The organism is Enterococcus sp. SMC-9, from assembly GCF_021011285.1.
GTDB classification, from domain to species: domain Bacteria; phylum Bacillota; class Bacilli; order Lactobacillales; family Enterococcaceae; genus Enterococcus_C; species Enterococcus_C montenegrensis.
Genome location: NZ_JAILYE010000003.1, coordinates 158,592 through 176,256, shown reverse-complemented (window position 1 = coordinate 176,256; position 17,665 = coordinate 158,592). Strand labels below are relative to the sequence as shown.

The 17,665-nt window shown below is 39.7% G+C and carries 13 protein-coding genes, 1 pseudogene and 1 other annotated feature; of the genes and pseudogenes, 10 read left to right on the top strand and 4 right to left on the bottom strand.

Annotated elements, in window-relative coordinates; all coding sequences use genetic code 11:
• The first annotated feature begins 81 nt into the window (after window positions 1-81).
• Window positions 82-1,281: an MFS transporter gene (locus tag K4422_RS05585; protein WP_230709671.1), complete on the top strand. Its 1,200-nt coding sequence runs from the start codon at window positions 82-84 to the stop codon at window positions 1,279-1,281.
• A gap of 338 nt (window positions 1,282-1,619) precedes the next feature.
• Entirely contained in the window at window positions 1,620-4,163 is a 2,544-nt protein-coding gene (locus tag K4422_RS05580; protein ID WP_230709667.1) for an HAD-IC family P-type ATPase, read from the top strand.
• Here the strand turns inward: K4422_RS05580 and K4422_RS05575 are convergent, their stop codons facing one another.
• A complete protein-coding gene (locus K4422_RS05575; protein ID WP_230709921.1) occupies window positions 4,164-5,603 on the bottom strand; it encodes a helix-turn-helix domain-containing protein in 1,440 nt (479 codons plus the stop codon).
• 470 nt (window positions 5,604-6,073) lie between these two features.
• Between K4422_RS05575 and K4422_RS05570 the strand changes: the two genes are divergently transcribed.
• On the top strand, window positions 6,074-7,276 hold the full coding sequence (locus K4422_RS05570; protein ID WP_230709666.1) for an MFS transporter: 1,203 nt from the start codon (window positions 6,074-6,076) through the stop codon (window positions 7,274-7,276).
• A 56-nt stretch (window positions 7,277-7,332) separates the two neighbouring features.
• Here the strand turns inward: K4422_RS05570 and K4422_RS05565 are convergent, their stop codons facing one another.
• Window positions 7,333-7,635: a hypothetical protein gene (locus K4422_RS05565; RefSeq protein WP_230709665.1), complete on the bottom strand. Its 303-nt coding sequence runs from the start codon at window positions 7,633-7,635 to the stop codon at window positions 7,333-7,335.
• Window positions 7,636-7,934: 299 nt separating this feature from the next.
• On the opposite strand from K4422_RS05565, the gene K4422_RS05560 reads away from it, so the two are divergent.
• A complete protein-coding gene (locus K4422_RS05560; RefSeq protein ID WP_230709663.1) occupies window positions 7,935-8,225 on the top strand; it encodes a hypothetical protein in 291 nt (96 codons plus the stop codon).
• Between the two features lie 114 nt (window positions 8,226-8,339).
• A complete protein-coding gene (locus tag K4422_RS05555; RefSeq protein ID WP_206903049.1) occupies window positions 8,340-8,657 on the top strand; it encodes a hypothetical protein in 318 nt (105 codons plus the stop codon).
• 470 nt (window positions 8,658-9,127) lie between these two features.
• On the opposite strand, the pseudogene K4422_RS05550 reads toward K4422_RS05555, so the two are convergent.
• Window positions 9,128-10,402 (bottom strand): annotated as a pseudogene (locus tag K4422_RS05550) (glutamate-5-semialdehyde dehydrogenase); the annotation flags it as partial.
• 172 nt (window positions 10,403-10,574) lie between these two features.
• A complete protein-coding gene (gene proB, locus K4422_RS05545; protein ID WP_230709661.1) occupies window positions 10,575-11,378 on the bottom strand; it encodes a glutamate 5-kinase in 804 nt (267 codons plus the stop codon).
• A 638-nt stretch (window positions 11,379-12,016) separates the two neighbouring features.
• Here proB and K4422_RS05540 point away from each other — a divergent pair.
• From K4422_RS05540 to gltX, 5 genes are all read left to right on the top strand, one after another.
• A complete protein-coding gene (locus tag K4422_RS05540) occupies window positions 12,017-12,529 on the top strand; it encodes a dUTP diphosphatase (RefSeq protein ID WP_230709659.1) in 513 nt (170 codons plus the stop codon).
• A 62-nt stretch (window positions 12,530-12,591) separates the two neighbouring features.
• A complete protein-coding gene (radA, locus tag K4422_RS05535; RefSeq protein ID WP_206903053.1) occupies window positions 12,592-13,962 on the top strand; it encodes a DNA repair protein RadA in 1,371 nt (456 codons plus the stop codon).
• Window positions 13,963-14,096: 134 nt separating this feature from the next.
• The gene (locus tag K4422_RS05530; RefSeq protein WP_230709657.1) at window positions 14,097-15,335 is read left to right on the top strand and encodes a PIN/TRAM domain-containing protein; all 1,239 of its coding nucleotides are present in this window, start codon (window positions 14,097-14,099) and stop codon (window positions 15,333-15,335) included.
• The gene (gene ispF / locus K4422_RS05525; RefSeq protein WP_230709919.1) at window positions 15,328-15,828 is read left to right on the top strand and encodes a 2-C-methyl-D-erythritol 2,4-cyclodiphosphate synthase; all 501 of its coding nucleotides are present in this window, start codon (window positions 15,328-15,330) and stop codon (window positions 15,826-15,828) included. Before K4422_RS05530 ends, ispF begins: the two co-directional genes overlap by 8 nt.
• Window positions 15,825-17,282 carry a glutamate--tRNA ligase gene (gene gltX, locus K4422_RS05520; protein WP_230709655.1) on the top strand — a complete coding sequence of 486 codons (1,458 nt, stop codon included), beginning with the start codon at window positions 15,825-15,827 and terminating at the stop codon, window positions 17,280-17,282. Before ispF ends, gltX begins: the two co-directional genes overlap by 4 nt.
• Window positions 17,283-17,350: 68 nt before the next feature.
• Window positions 17,351-17,551 (top strand) — a binding site (T-box leader).
• Window positions 17,552-17,665: the final 114 nt, after the last annotated feature.

Below are 17,665 nucleotides of genomic sequence, written 5' to 3'. Positions count from 1 at the left end.
GAAAGCTGTGCTACAGTCAAAGTAAGCGATTTTAAAAAAATAAAGTTCACGTGTCGTGGGAACTTTTGTCTAGGAGATCAAATGAAAAATTATCAACAAACGATTTACGCCTGTTTTTTGGCTTACATCGTGCAAGCGGTCGTCAATAATTTTGCCCCATTATTATTTTTAACTTTTCAAACACAGTTTCATATTCCCTTAACCCAAATTACGCTTTTGGTAACCTTTAATTTCTTATTGCAATTAATCATAGATTTTGCGGCAATCTTTTTTGTGGATAAAATTGGCTATCGCATTTCCATCGTGGCAGCACATCTTTTTGCTGGTGCGGGGTTAGTGGGATTGGCACTTTTTCCAATAATTTTTGCCACACCTTTTATCGCTCTGTTGGCTGCGGTGAGTTTGTATGCGATTGGGGGCGGCTTATTAGAAGTACTAGTGAGTCCAATTGTCGAAGCCTGTCCAACAGATCATAAAGAGAAAACCATGAGTTTACTGCATTCCTTTTATTGCTGGGGTGTTGTTGGCGTCGTGGGACTTTCCACGATTTTCATTGCCTTTTTAGGGATTGAAAACTGGCCTTATTTGGCTGTGATATGGGCAATTTTGCCTTTTTGTAATGCGTTGTTTTTTACCAAAGTACCGCTTCGTCCTTTAGTAGCAGAAGGCGCGGGGCTCAGTATTAAAGCATTATTCAAGTTGAAAAGCTTCTGGTTATTTCTTGGTTTGATGGTTTGTGCTGGTGCAAGTGAGCAGTCGGTTAGTCAATGGGCCTCAACTTTTGCTGAAAAAGGGTTGCACGTTTCAAAAGTGGTGGGAGATTTAGCTGGCCCTTTATTATTTGCTTTTATGATGGGACTATCCCGCATTTTTTATGGGAAATATGGTCATAAATTAGCGTTGCAGCGTTTTATGACGATCAGTGGTATTTTATGTGTGGCATCGTATTTGTTAATCGGTCTTTCCACCAGTGCGCCTTTTGGCTTTTTGGGTTGTGCGTTAAGTGGTTTGGCAGTGGGTATTATGTGGCCGGGCACGTTTAGTTTGACGGCCAGAACGATTCCAAATGGCGGCACAGCTTTATTTGCCTATTTAGCTTTGGCGGGAGATTTGGGCTGTTCCATCGGACCAACGGTAGTGGGCTTTGTTTCTGCTGCGGCGGACAATCAGCTGCGGTTTGGTATTTTAGGGGGCATTATTTTTCCTGTTGGTTTAGTGGTTGGCGTCTATTTATTAAGGCAAATGTACCGACGGCGAAAGGTGATTGTCCTGCAAGATTAACCTGAAAAGTTGGAGCAAAGTAGCAAGTATACTAAACTGTTTTTTTAAGATCTGTGACCAACAAGGCGCAGGTCTTTTTTGTTTGGGATCATTTTTTTAAGCTAACTTTCAGCAAAGGCTGCGACACATTTTTTTCAGTTGCCACTGAAATTATCGGCGGTTTAAAAATTTTTTTCTCCCTATAATAAGGGTATCAACAAATAAAGCAGCAAAAAAAAGTGAGTTTTACTTGGCACAACTACGATGAACTTGCCTAAAAAGAAAGGGCATCATAAAAGTCAGTCGGCTAGAACTTGCCATTAGCAAGTGCTTAAAATATTTATTAGGAGGATATGCCAATGAAATGGTATCAATTAACGACCCAACAAGTTTTACAAAAATTCAACAGTACCCCTGCTGGTTTAACAAAAAATCGCCAACAGCAGCTAGCAAAATATGGTGAAAACAAAATTGCAGAAAGTAAGCAGGTAAAACCTTGGCAAAAGGTTTTAAAACATTTTACGGATTTATTGATGCTCGTCTTGCTCTTTGCGGCAATTTTAAAATTTGTGACCGGCGACTATGTTGAAGGCAGCATTATTTTACTTGTCGTAGTGGTAAATGGTTTTGTCGGCTACTGGCAAGAGCGCAAAGCCGAAGAATCTTTGGATGGCTTAAAGCAGATGATGAGTCAAGAGGCAGTAGTTTTGATTGACGGACAAAAAGAAACGATCGCAACAACTTCCATTGTGCCCGGAGATATCGTCTATTTAAAAGCAGGGGATGTGGTACCTGCGGACTTACGCTTAGTGGAAGTCCACGAGCTCGTAGTAGAAGAAGCGATTTTAACCGGTGAATCTGAAGCAGTAGAAAAAAATGAAGACGCAATTTCCCAAGAAGTAATGGCGGGTGATCAAAAGAACATGGTCTTTTCTGGGACGTTGGTGCAAGCAGGATCGGCATTGGCAGTTGCGGTTGCAACCGGCAATGACACAGAAATTGGTAAAATTAATCAGGCGTTGCAGTCTGTTACAGGTACCACGACACCGCTCGTTCGAAAAATGCATCAGCTAAATAAGCAAATTTTCCGCGGCATCATGGTGTTGATTTTATTTCTAGTATTCTTTACGACATTTCTATACGGTATGGAAATGAACGTATTGTTTTCTGCTATGATTGCTTTAATTGTTGCCATGATTCCAGAAGGGTTACCGGCAGTTTTGACGATGATTTTATCTTTAGGGGTAAAAGAGATGGCCGAAGAAAATGCGATCATCAAAAGCATGCCTTCAGTCGAAACATTAGGATCTATGACGGTGATTTGTTCAGATAAAACCGGAACGTTAACCAAAAATGAAATGACTGTAGTCAAAACCAGCAGCAATGATGAATCTTTACTCATGGAGATTATGAATAACTGTCAAGATTTGAAATTACAAGACGATCAAGCGGTCGCACAATTAAAAGGGAATCCTACTGAATTAGCTTTGTTGCAGTATGTGGCGGCTGAAAATTTGACTTTGAAAAAGCAAATTGGCAAATTACCCTTTAGCTCTAGCTACAAATATATGGCAACATTACATCCGTTTTCGGCAACAGAAAATATCGTCTTTGTAAAAGGCGCACCAGAAGTTTTACTGGCTAAAGCACAGTTATCGCAAGCAGATGTAACCGCGTGGCAAAAAAAGGCATCCAAACTGGCAAAAAAAGGGCAACGGGTCTTGGCCTTTGCGGCTAAAAAAATAGATGCCCAAATAGAATTAACCCACGAGGTTTTAACGAAGCTTGATTTTGTTGGCATTGCTGGGATCATCGATCCGCCAAAAGAAAGTGCCATTCGCGCTGTAAAAGAAACCCAAGCAGCAAAAATTACAGTGAAAATGATTACCGGTGATCACAAAGATACCGCCCAAGCGATAGGAAAAGAAATTGGGCTAAAACATACGGATCAAGTTTTAGAAGGAATTGAGATTGATCAATTAACCGATGAGCAATTGGCTCAAGTCGTGACAAAAGTGGATGTTTTTGCCCGTACTACGCCTAATCACAAGTTGCGTATTGTCACGGCGTTACAAAATAATGGTGAAGTTGTGGGGATGACCGGTGACGGGGTGAATGACGCGCCGGCCTTAAAAAAAGCGGATATTGGGATTGCAATGGGGATCAAAGGAAGTGAAGTCACAAAGCAGGCCGCGGATATGGTTTTAGCAGATGATAATTTCCATACGATTGCCAAAGCAGTAAAAGAAGGACGCCGTATTTTTGATAACTTGAAAAAAACCATCAACTTTTTCTTACCATCGGCCTTATCACAAGGGTTGATCGTCGTCATTGCTTTATTATTAAATCAGCCGTTACCGCTGACACCCGTACAGATTTTATGGGTCAATATGGTGACAACCATCACCCTTTCGTATGCATTAGGTTTTGAAAAAGCCAGCAAAGACACGATGAATCGTCCGCCGCGAGCAGCAAATGAAGGCATCTTAAATGGTTACAGTCTGTTTCGAATTGTGTATGTTTCCTGCGTGATCGTCCTGCCAGCCTACTTTATTGCTTTGCAATTTGAAGGGACCGCATTACAGCAGACGATTTTATTACAAACGATTGTCATGTCACAGGCGGTATATATGTTAAATTGCCGCGAATTGTTAAATCCGGCCATTAATAAAAGTATGCTGCAAAATAAAGCGTTGTTTATTTCGCTAGCCCTCTTGTTGGTGTTGCAAACAACCGTGGTCTTTGCACCATTTGCGCAGAATTTAATCGGTACAACCAGCTTGAATTTAACCCAACAATTACTCGTCTTAACAAACGTCGCTGTTTTATTTGGGATTGTTGAAGTAGAAAAGTGGCTGACCAGGCGCTGGGTTAAAAGTTTCGCTGTTCAAGACGTAAGCTAACTATAAATAACTTTCATAAGTGAGCTCGGCTAATTGGCGGAGCTCATTTTTGGTTGGGGTAGTTGAGATATAAAAAACCGGCAGTGGCGCTTTATCTAAAGGAAAGTTAGAAACAATCAAATCTTTAATCCCAAAGTTTAAGATCTTTAAATCTGTTACTTCAATGGTCTTTAAAATAATACGCTTGCCTAAATAGTCATTGAGTTCTTGTTCCACAAAGGTTTTCCAAGCCGGCTCACTTTGGAAAAGAAAATAAAGCGTTCGCGTTTTTTTATCCAGTGAAAAAAGAGCCTGCTGTTGCAAAAGGGCCATTAAATGAAGCAGGTAGGCCGGTTCTTTTTTTGCGGGCAATCCATTTGTGTGTTGGTGTAGCAAAGCTAAATTTTCTTGGTACAAATTAGTAGTTGCTGTTATTTGTTTTGGCAGTGCCTTTTGATAATCTGATTCAAACTGAGCGGATAATTCAGGGGACTCATCATATTTTAAAAGCAATAGTAGCAAGTTTTCTGCTAATAAAGTATCTTTTAGGGATGGTTCTTGTAATTTTAAGGCTAATTGCTGCACGAATTCTTTTATAGTTGTTCTTAAATTCGCGTAGTTTTCTTGCAATGTTTTCTTTAGTTTCACACCAAAGGTATTGTTATAATTCCAGCTTTCCAAAAAGCAGAAAAAAGCAAAAAATAATTCATTTTGTTGCAAATAGACCCCTTCTTTTTGATAAAGATCTTTTAACAAGGGGATATAAAGGGAAAATAAGGGATCGGTTTGAAAAGAAATTTGATTAATGGCACAGCCCGCTTTATTGCGAATTGTGTTAATGAAAAACCAACAAACACCAAAAATTTCTTCTGTTTCAGCCTTGATCTGGGCTTTTGAAACGTGATTTAAAAAATCAAAATAATGACTTTCGTGGACAGCATAATCGACAAAGAAATAATTATTATGGGTAAAAGGGACTAAGAGACGGTGATAAAAAAGGCGAATACTACTTTCTGCTCCCAGAAAAGTGGCCTGTGTACTAGTCAATTTAATTTGTAAGTGATAATCCTTTAAAGCGGTGTTTACTTTACGCGTATGACGTTTTAGCGTTTCATAGGAGACACCGGTCTGGCGCAAAAAAGGTTTGACGGCTAAATCAGGCTGAAACAACAGTGCTTTAATGAATTGCACACTAATGGAATGGGGCAAGAAAACCTCCCACAGCTCATTAGTTAAGGCGTCTTTTTGAGGTTTTAAGGCGATGCCTGCACTATCTGTTTCAATTTGCCAATTGGCCGGTAAATTTTCCCGCATGATTTGTAAATCGGCAAAAACAGTTCGCTCAGTCGTGTCAATGTGATGTGCCAATTTTTTAGCAGTGACTTGCGGCTGCTGGAGTAACTGCTCCAATAGCCGAATTTGGCGGTGCAAGTCCTTTTCAGTAATAATCTTTTTTAACATCGAATACATTTTCTCCACCTCCTTTTTTAAGCATACGGAGAAAAAAATGCTGCGTCAAGGTAGAGCAAAGAGAAGTAAATACCGCAGGGAAATCATTGTATAAATCTTCACAAACAAAGAAGAAAATCACTTGTTTTTTTATTAGAAGAAAAAAAGTTTAATGAGATTTTTGCTATGTGTAATTAAGGGTAATTTTCTGAAAGTTTTCTAGGACAATGACGTAAACTGATTTACTTTAAAAAACAAAACCTAACATGGAAATGTCAGAAGCGCCTTGTTTTTCTGCCAAATAAGGGTAAAATCTTTTAAAAATCCCACGCACCTTCAGCCGTTTATGGCGCGGTAGAAAAATAATGATGTGAAAAAAATTGGCAGCGGTAAAACGCCACAAATTTTTTTTGCCCAAAATTCCTTCTACTGTCGTAAATAAATGCTAAATGTCAGCGTCGGATTTAAGAAAGGTGTTTTTTATGTCAAAATATCAACGAAAAGTATTGGTTTCTACCTCAGCGGGGATTGCCCTAGAAAACATGGATATCATGTTTTTATCCTTCTCCTTGTCGACTATGATTACAACTTTTGGCATCACAGGCACCCAAGCTGGCTTTATCTCTACGATTACCAATCTTGGTATGTTAGTAGGGGGCATTATTTTCGGTATTTTAGCCGACAAATTTGGTCGCGTTAAAGTTTTCTCGCAAACCGTCATTATTTTTTCATTAGCTTCGGTATTAATGTTTTTTGCTTCAAATATTTATCTCGTTTATCTTTTCCGTTTTATTGCCGGCATTGGTGCCGGTGGTGAATACGGCGCTTGTATGTCACTTATTTCAGAGACTTTTTCAAAGAAACATCTGGGACGCGCAACCTCAACAGCTGCAATTGGCGCGCAAGTAGGGGCTATTTTGGCCGCCGTTTTAGCTTCTCTTATCATTCCGCTACTAGGTTGGAAAATGCTATACGTGATTGGGGTTATCCCTGTTCTTTTGGTTTTGGATATTCGCAAAGGGCTAAAAGAACCAGAATCATTTGCGGCGAGTCACAAAGATAAAAGCGCAGGAAAATTCTCACTTCTTTTTGCTGACAAAGCAACAGCCTGGCAAACAGTTGGTTTAAGTTTAATGGTCACAGTACAAATTGCTGGTTATTTTGGTTTAATGAACTGGCTGCCTTCTATTATGCAAAAGCAGCTGCACTTGTCTGTTTCTGGTTCTTCTTTGTGGATGATTAGTACAATTTTAGGCATGTGTCTTGGGATGATGACCTTTGGCACGGTGATGGATAAATTAGGGCCGCGTTTAGCCTATGGTGTATTTTTGATTTGCTCGTCTGCTTCCGTCTTTTTAATTGTTTTAGCCCACGATAAATGGACGCTACTAGCAGCAGCGGTAATTGTCGGCTACTTCATTAATGGCATGTACGGCGGTTATGGAGCGATTATCAGTAGCTTATATCCGACCACGATTCGGGCGACAGCCAATAATTTCATCATGAATGTAGGGCGGGCAATTGGTGGTTTTTCATCGGTTGTAATTGGCTTTTTGATGGATCACTATTCCTTGGTGACCGTGATTATTTTCTTGTCGGTCATCTATTTGCTTAGTTTAGCCGTGATGCTGACGTTACCAGGCTTAAAAGTCATGCATTCACAAGCAACAGCACCAGAACATTAAAATAAATAGTCCGGCGTATCTGTCTACTTCAATAGTCAGCACGCCGGTTTTTTTATTCAGATTTTTTTTATTTTTTTAAAACGAAGCACAATTAAAGAACAAAAACTAATCGCGGCGACAATAAAGAAAATCGTTACCTGTTCCCTGTGACCGTGAAATGTAAAATACCAATCACTCCATTTAAAATGGAGGTCAAACCACCACCAAATCGTATCGAATACATAGCAGATAATTGTGACAGCTAATAAAAAGTAGTCTATTTTTTGAAAGGGAACTTTCCAGGTCAGTCCCAGTAAAAATCCCATTCCCACTAAAGTAATAAAAATCACAAATAGGCCTTCACTCACAGAATATGTCATTTTATTTCCTTTCTTATGCTTGTTAGTAAGAATTTGTTACGTTTAAGAGACAATGTTTCACATGAAACAATTGTAACCTCTTTTGTCTGCGATTACGAAAATTAGAAAAGATATCGGTATTATTTTTAAAATCTGATTAAAGAAATTTATTGCTGAATTTTATTTTGTTTGCGATTAAATCAATATTTTTTATTTTATTTAAAATTTTGACAGCTAACAAATGAATTTAAGATTAGAAAAAATCTAATCTTTTTGCTACAATAAATGAAGATGAATTTAAAAGTGAAAGGGGTGGTAGCATGAGTAAATTGTTAACGAGTTTTTTAGTGCTTTTCGCATTGAATATTGGTGGGAATTTTGTTATCCCAACCACACAAGTGCTACCACAAGCTACGGTGTTAAACAATACAGTAGAAAATACTACTAATCCGACACTTAAGACGCCACCGGTTTTATCCCCCCACGTTGAACCGAACCTAAATCAAAGAGCAGGCAGTAAATTTACGGGCAAAAGTTTGCGTAATATTTTTGCTTTTGGCTTAGGCAGCATTCTGGCATTATTAGCAATTTGGCGACAACGTAAAAACTAAATTTTACCCCAGCAAGGCAAAGAATTCGGGGGAAACAAGGCAGATACGTTATACTCTGGCTAAATAATATTGGCTTGAAGGGTTAGTTGGGTCAAATAGAAAAGAGCTGCTGAAATGGATACGTTATATCAAAAATTAATTCAAATTATTGAAGAAGAATTGCAAGAAAAAGGTAAAACATACACCGTGGGCAAGTTTACTGGTTTGGGCTGGCTATTTCCGCTAAAAGCTGATGGCGTACCTAAAGTTTCTTTAAAACAGTATGAAAAGACGGTAAATTTGTATTTATTCCCTAAAGAAGCGGGGGAACCCTTATTACCCAAATATGAGGATGTCTTTAAAAAAAGCAACATGGGTAAGAGTTGCTTGCGCTTAAAAAAATTGGATGCAAAAAAAATCGCAGCCATTCGTAGCTTGTTGCAAAAGGTTTAAGCTTGAATTTAAAAATTAAAAAACACGAAAAATTTGTATCATACCCGCAAAAATCAGCCTTTAAAGCTCACTTTTTGAAGGATAGTACAATTTTTTCGTGTTTTTTGTTGAAAGTCACAGGATTAAACTTAATACTTGCGGACTAAACGCGTTTGTCTTGCTTTCTGATATAGCTTTTCAAACGAACTTCCTGCGGCCTTAAGCTAAACACGTTTGAAAAGCTTTTTTATGTCTAGCAATACAAACTAGTCCTCTGCGGTATTAAGTCAAAATCTGAAGAAATCTGATAAGCGATTTATTCAGATTCTGCCTTAATACTTGCAGACTAAACGAGTTTGTCTTGCTTTTCTAATCTAGTTTTTTAAACGAACTCCCTACGGCATTAAGTTAAAATCCCAAGAAATTTGAAGAACAATTTATTGGAATTTCATCTTAATGCTTGGCAGTTAAGCACGTTTAAAAAGCTTTTTTTATTCCCGGATTTGGCCGTCGCCGTAGATGATGTATTTGGTAGAGGTTAACTCTTCTAAGCCCATTGGCCCGCGGGCGTGTAGTTTTTGGGTGGAAATGCCAATTTCAGCACCAAAGCCAAAGACAAAACCATCGGTAAAGCGGGTTGAAGCATTCACATAAACTGCGGCTGCGTCTACTTCGTTTAAGAATTTTTGGCTAGCGAAGTAATTATCCGTGATAATTGCTTCTGAGTGTTTGGTATTGTAGCGATTAATATGATCAATGGCTTCATCGATGGAATCTACGACTTTAACAGCCATAATGTAGTCCAAATATTCTGTTGACCAGTCTTCTTCTTTGGCCGCAACGGCTTGTGGTAAGTAGGCGATTGCTCTTTTATCAGCGTGTAACTCAACGTTATGTTCTGCTAATTTGGCCGCAATTTTTGGCAAAAATTCGGCGGCAACGTCCTGGTGAATTAGTAAGGTTTCAGCAGCGTTACAAACAGAAGGTCGTTGTGTTTTGGCGTTGTCGGTAATTTTTATCGCCATTTCCAATTGCGCATCTTTATCCACGTAGATATGATTGTTTCCAGTGCCAGTTTCGATTACGGGTACTGTTGCTGTTTCTTTGACGCGGCGAATGAGTCCTGCGCCGCCACGAGGAATCAAAACATCTAAGTATTCGGTTAGCCGCATCATTTGGTTGGCGACATCATGGCTTGTGTCAGAGACAAATTGCACTGCATTTTCATCAACGCCAGCACTTTTTAAGGCGTTTTGTAACACAGCTACTAAAATCTGGTTGGAATAAAAGGCTTCTTTGCCACCACGTAAAATCACAGCGTTGCCGGTTTTAAAACACAAACTCGCTGCATCGGTGGTCACATTTGGCCGTGATTCGTAAATGATGCCGATGACCCCTAAAGGCACTTTTTGACGCCCAATCATCAAACCATCCGTGTTTTTCCACATTTTTTCCACTTCACCAATTGGATCAGCCAATGAAATAACTTGGCGGATGCCGCTCGCCATTTCCTCAATACGCTGGCTAGTTAAGCGCAAGCGATCTTGCATCACAGCTGAGATACCGTTATCACTTGCGTTGTCCAAGTCTTTTTGATTGGCAGCTAAAATATCTGTCTTATTAGCCAAAAGCGCTTGTGCCATTAATTCCAATAATTCATTTTTGCGTGTTGTGGACATGAGTGCCAATTGCCGGGAACTTTTTTTAGCCTGTTGCCCTAAAACGGTTAAATCAAACATGTTTTTCCTCCTTTTAGCGTTTTTACAGCATGCCTTTTTATTTTTGTCACGTAGATAGTCAAACTGTTTACTCGGTTGCCATTATTATAGAACCTTTTATGCAAAATGCGAGCAAGTTTACTTGAAAGCTTAAGTTCTAGTAAAAAGAAAGTCGCAAAGGTAGTGTTACTAGCAGGATATTTTAGTTAGCCAATAAAGGTTAGGCCCGGCAAAAAAGCGTACCGATTTGCTTGCCGGCTAAAATATCGAAAATAACTTGTGGTTTCTGGCCATTAGCCAAAACCATGGCACTGTCAGTGGCTAAAATTCGCTTTGCAGCATTTAATTTACTGATCATACCGCCAGTGCCGAATTTCGAGCCCTTATCACCAGCGAAATCCCAAATTTCCGGTGTTATTTCGTGGATGGCATGAAATAAAATCGCGTTTTTATTTTTGGCAGGGTTGCCAGAATAAAATCCGTCAATATCAGACAGCATCACCAATAAGTCCCCTTTAACAAGCTGGGTTACAATGGCTGAAAGCTGGTCGTTATCGCCAAATTTGGTTTGATGATCCAATTCATCAATAGCGACAGTATCGTTTTCGTTGATGATGGGAATAATCCCCATTTTTAAGAGCTGTTCCAAGGTGTTGACCACATTTTTGCGACTTTCGGGAAATTCGACAATGTCTCGGGTTAGTAACACTTGGGCGGTCTGCTGGCTGTAGGTCAAAAAACGCTGATTGTAAATGTTCATCAATTCTGCTTGCCCCACCGCGGCTGCGGCCTGTTGTTCTGGAATTGTGGCGGGGCGTTCTTTTAGGTGAAGCTTATTCATCCCCACGCCGATTGCGCCAGAAGAAACCAAGACGACTTCTTTGTTTCTATTTTGTAAGTCCGTTAAAACAAAAGCCAATTGATCAATGCCAGCTAAATTAATATTGCCGTTGGGATAAATCAGGGAGCTGGTACCGATTTTAATGACAATCCGCTGAGCGGTTTTTAAAAATTCACGTTCCATATCATTACTCCTTGTGAAGTTGTAGGTAAAGGCAGTGTAGGAAAAAATTTTTGATGCGTCTGCGTTGCGCTCTTATTTTAGCAACAACCAATTGCAAGTAGACGTAAGTTTGATTTAAAATCCTAATTTACCGCTAGTTTTTATTCATTGTACTTGGTTTTGTTAAAAATTTCACCTGTTGTTTTCCTAAAACGATCGTCTTTATGGGTCGTTTTTGTTTTTTTCTCTCGGGATAAAAGTTAAATTTTACGATCTTAAAAAACGAATTTTTACGGATGAAAAATAAGAAAGAAATAAGTTTAAAGACTGATTTTTGAAGATTATATGGAATTTGCGAAATTTTTCGTATTATTGTTTTGAATTCATAAAAAAATGCGCTAATTATGCTAAAATAACGTTATGTAAAATAAGCAGATTTGCAAGAGGTTGGGACAGAAGGGTTCAGCTTTTAAACCAAGACGGGGGTTTTTCAAAAATTGTTCCACAAATTTTTGTGAAATTTCCTCTTGTTGCCAAAAAAGCTATTTCTGGACCACCGTTTATCCGTAAATAGGGGCTGTAATTATATTAATGTCACAGCTTCCTGTAAAGATTAAAAAAATATTTTTCATTTGATTGCAATTTTAGGAGGTACTCATTTGCGTACACGAGGTTTTGAAGTAGTTTCACATTTTTTAGATCAAGATATTTCCTTGCCAAAGCGGGCAACCAATCATGCGGCAGGTTATGATTTTGAAGCGGCCCAAGATGTTGTCATTCCAAGTATTTGGCACGAAGGTTTAGTAAGCGGGCTAAAAGCCTTGAAAGCTGCTAAAGATGGCGGCAAATTTTTGAAGCCTGTTTTAGTTCCGACCGGAATTAAGGCTTACATGGGACAAGAAGAATTTTTACAGTTGGCTAATCGTTCTAGCAATCCGTTAAAACGCTTTTTGGTTTTAACCAATGGTGTCGGGGTTATTGATAGTGATTACTATGATAATCCTGATAATGAAGGGCATATTATGTTTCAATTCACTAACTTTGGTCTATCAGATGTCGTGATTAAAAAAGGCGAGCGAATTGGGCAGGGGATTTTCTTGCCATTTCTAAAAGCTGACCAAGATGACACTGCAGCTGTGCGTACGGGTGGTTTTGGTTCATCAAATAAGTAAAAAGACACGTTTAGTACAGGGGGAATGCCTCTGGTATGCTAAAATAAAATGGAGGGATGATTGTGGCTAAAAAGCCAAAAGTCCAATTTGAATGTCAACATTGCGGCTATATCTCACCAAAATATCTCGGTAAATGTCCCAATTGCGGTAGTTGGAATTCAATGGTGGAAGTGGTCATCCAAGATACAACAGATCGCCGCGTACGTACCAGTTTAACTGGTGAGAAAACGAAACCTACGAAAATTGCCGATGTTATCCCGAAAAAAGAACCACGGGTTAAAACGAAATTAGCAGAATTAAACCGTGTTTTAGGTGGCGGTGTGGTGCCGGGCTCGATGGTGTTAATCGGCGGGGACCCCGGCATTGGGAAATCAACGTTGCTCTTGCAAGTTTCGCAGCAGTTGGCAGAATCAGGTGGAAAAGTGTTATATGTTTCCGGTGAAGAAAGTGCCGAGCAAATAAAAATGCGGGCCGAACGTTTGGGCTCCATTAACACCGAATTTTATTTGTACGCGGAAACAGATATGCACGAAATTTCCCGCGCGATTGAAAATTTAGCCCCAGATTATGTCATCATCGACTCGATTCAAACCATGACACAGCCCGACGTGACCAGCGTGGCCGGAAGTGTCTCACAAGTGCGGGAAACAACGGCTGAATTGTTAAAAATCGCCAAGTCCAATGGTATTGCTATTTTTATTGTTGGTCACGTGACAAAAGAAGGCTCCATTGCCGGGCCCAGAATGTTAGAGCATATGGTGGATACCGTTTTGTATTTTGAAGGCGAAAAGCATCACACGTTCCGCATTTTGCGGGCCGTAAAAAATCGTTTTGGTTCCACCAATGAAATTGGTATTTTTGAAATGCATGAAGATGGCTTGCATGAAGTGGCCAATCCTTCCCAAGTTTTCTTGGAGGAGCGTTTGGCGGGCGCCACAGGTTCTGCGATTGTGGTAGCGATGGAAGGCAGTCGCCCAATTTTAGTTGAAATTCAAGCACTGGTCACACCGACGATGTTTGGCAATGCCAAGCGCACCACTACCGGACTGGATTTCAATCGCGTTTCCTTAATCATGGCTGTTTTAGAAAAACGCGCCGGACTATTGTTGCAAAATCAAGATGCCTACTTGAAAGCCGCCGGTGGTGTGAAATTAAATGAACCAGCCATTGATTTGGCTGTTGCAGTAGCAATTGCATCTAGCTACAAGGAAAAAGGCACCAGCCCAACAGAATGTTTTATTGGTGAGATTGGTTTAACCGGTGAAATTAGACGGGTATCTAATATTGAACAGCGGGTCAAAGAAGTACAAAAGCTGGGCTTTACCAAAGTTTACTTGCCTAAAAATAATTTAAGCGGTTGGGATGCACCAAAAGGTATTCAAGTTGTCGGTGTTGCAACACTGGCAGAAACATTAAAAAAAGTTTTTAGTTAAAAATTGTTATATTCTTCTTTCTGGCTGCAAGTTAAGAAAGTCGCACTGATTTTGAAAAGGTAAGCAGATGAGATCGCTTTTTCATCTTTTTATCTTTTCTAATTCAGTAGCAAAAAAATCGGAGGAGTTTTGTTATGCAACGACGGATCATTATCTTATTAATGGTCGTAGCTGGCGCAAGTTTGGGAGCTTCATTTTTACCCATGGCGTGGGATACGATCGGAATGACCGGCAATCAGTGGCTAAACAATCCCTTTACCAACATTTTGATTGGCGCAATTATTTTCTTTTTATTCGCGTTGGTATTGGAGCGTTATATTTCTGCTGGCTTGTCTTATATTGAGAAAAAATTAAGTGAAATTAGTCTAACCTATCTGCTTTTTGGTGCGATTGGGACGATTATCGGCTTGATGATTGGGATGATTATTTCAATTCCTTTGTACAATTTGAACATTCCTTTTGTGACGAGTTTCTTGCCGTTTTTCGTGATGATTTTACTGGGCTATTTTGGTTTTCAAGTGGGGGTAACACGAATTGACGAGTGGAAGAAAATTTTCACACCGAAATCCAAGAAAACTGAAGAAACCCAACAACAAATTTTAGAACGTAAAGCAGGGGATACTTTTCACCGCTATAAGATTTTGGATACAAGTGTCATTATCGACGGTCGCATTTACGACATTGCCAAAACCGGCTTTTTAGAAGGGACACTTTTAATTCCTAATTTTGTTTTATACGAATTGCAATATATTGCCGACTCTGGTGATAGTCTAAAACGGGTGCGGGGACGCCGCGGCTTGGATATTTTGAATGCTTTACAAAAAGAAGAAGATATTTCAGTTGAGATGTATGATGGTGACTTTGAAGATATTCAAGAAGTTGACAGCAAATTGATTAAACTAGCTAAACTTTTGGATGGGGTCGTAGTCACAAATGATTACAACTTAAACAAAGTCGCTGAGTTTCAAAATGTGCCGGTTTTAAATATCAATGCGTTGGCCAATGCGGTTAAACCAGTCGTTATTCCTGGGGAAACAATGGATGTCTTGTTAGTTAAAGCCGGCACTGAGCGCCAACAAGGGGTTGCGTATTTAGATGACGGCACGATGGTTGTCGTAGAAGATGGCCAGCACTATATGAATGAACGAATCAAAGTCGTGGTCACAAGTGCCTTACAAACGGCCGCTGGTCGCATGATTTTTGCTAAACCGGCACATTCTGGTCGTGGTATTGATGACGTGAAGCCAGAAAATGCAGACGCGGCAGAAGATGCAGCTAATACGAATAACAATCCGACAAATAATGGCAATCAAAATCAAAACAGTCAAAATGGCAATCAAAAAAATCGGAATAAAGGCCGCAAAAATGCTTAGAATTGGGCAGGGGTATGATTTACATCCCTTGGTGAAAGGACGGCCGTTAATTTTAGGTGGTATCCAAATTACCCACCCGCAAAAGCTCGGTTTAGCTGGGGTGACCGATGGGGATTGTTTGACCCATGCGATTATTGACGCACTTTTAGGAGCGACAGGTTTAGGCGATATCGGTCAGATGTTTCCTGCTAGTGATCCTACAGTAAAAAATGCCGCTTCCACCAAACTATTGACGATAGTTTTGCAAAAAGCGTGGTCGCTTGGCTTTACTATTCACAATATTGATTGTACAATTCTAGCTGAACAGCCGAAACTTGCGGACTCTATTCCCCAAATGCGGCAAGTGCTTTGTGAAATTTGTCAGTTAGAAGAAAATCAGCTTAGTATTAAAGCCACAACAATGGAACAATTAGGGCCTGTTGGTCGCAATGAAGCGATTGCGGCGTTGGCTGTTACCCTACTTGAAAATAACTCGAAGGAAGCGATTAGATGACTAAAATCCGCGTGCGTTACGCACCAAGCCCAACTGGACACTTACACATTGGTAATGCCAGAACAGCGCTATTCAACTATTTATTTGCCCGCCATAATGGTGGAGACTTCATTATCCGCATTGAAGATACCGATACAAAGCGTAACATTGCAGACGGCGAAAAAAGCCAATTGGATAATTTAAAATGGTTGGGAATGAACTGGGATGAATCTCCAGCAAATCCGGGGGAATACGGCCCTTATCGTCAATCAGAAAGAGCCGATATTTACCAACCGCTAATTGATCAATTACTTGCTTCAAACCGGGCGTATAAATGTTACTGTACCCCTGAAGAATTAGAAGAAGAAAGAGAAGCGCAACGTGCTCGTGGCGAGATGCCTCACTACTCTGGTAAATGTGCAAACTTAACGCCAGAAGAACAAGCAAAAAAAGAAGCAGAAGGTTTAAAACCAGTTATTCGTTTCCGCGTACCAAAAAATACTGAATATCAATTTCACGATATGGTGAAAGGTGAAATCACTTTTGAATCGGATAATGTCGGCGGCGACTTTGTTATTCAAAAACGTGATGGCATGCCAACTTACAACTTTGCCGTTGCTGTGGATGATCATTTGATGAAAATCACCCACGTTTTACGGGGGGATGATCATATCGCCAACACACCAAAACAATTAATGATTTATGAAGCATTTGGCTGGAAAGCACCAGAATTTGGCCATATGACCTTAATTATTAATTCTGAAACTGGTAAAAAATTAAGCAAACGGGACGAATCGATTCTACAATTTATCGAACAATACCGTGAATTAGGCTACTTGCCAGAAGCTATGTTTAACTTTATTGCTTTATTAGGTTGGTCACCAGTAGGCGAAGATGAAATTTTTAGCCAAGACGAATTGATTAAAATGTTTGATCCAAATCGTTTGAGCAAATCGCCAGCAGCATTTGATGCCAAAAAATTAGAATGGGTCAACAACCACTACATTAAAGCAATGGACTTAGACGTTTTAACAGATATGTGCCTACCTTACCTTAAAAAAGCTGGACGTATAGCAGAAGATTTATCTGTTGAAGACATGGAACGGGTGAAAAAAATCGTAGCCTTGTATCAACCACAAATGAGTTATGCTGCGCAAATCGTTGAATTGTCTGAATTGTTCTTTACAGAACATCCTGTTTTAGACGATGCTGCAAAAGAAGTTTTAGCAGGAGAAACAGTACCACAAGTACTGACAGCCTTTAAAGCAAAACTTGAAGCAATGGCTACTGTGGATGCACCAAGTGTCAAAGCAGCAATTAAAGAAGTACAAAAAGAAACTGGTGTAAAAGGTAAAAATCTATTTATGCCAATCCGAGTTGCCGTTTCTGGTCAAACACATGGTCCAGAATTACCAGATACTGTTGAACTTTTAGGTAGAAAAAAAGCGCTAGCACATTTACAACAAGTTTTATAAAATAAACTTTTAGCCTGCGGGATGCAACTAGTTAATCCCAGGCAGGAAAGTGCTCGTTTCAGTTGAATAATAGTGCGTTGATCAGACGAAGTACTGCGGAATTTTCTAAAGAGAGGCTACAACTGGTGGAAAGTAGCTGAAATGAGGCAGGAAATGCACCTGGGAGCAAGCTTTAAGCCGTTTTGTGGACGTTACCCACCGATGAGGAACAAAGTGTAGGCATTCCTTTGTTCAAATGAAAGTGGAACCACGCCAAAAGCGTCTTTTAAGTAAGGAAACTTATTTAAAGGGCGCTTTTTTTACGATAAGAAAAGTATAAAAATTTCAGTTGGCTCATTTTCTAAACGAGCTATTAAAACATCTAACGAAAACGAGTTTTAAAC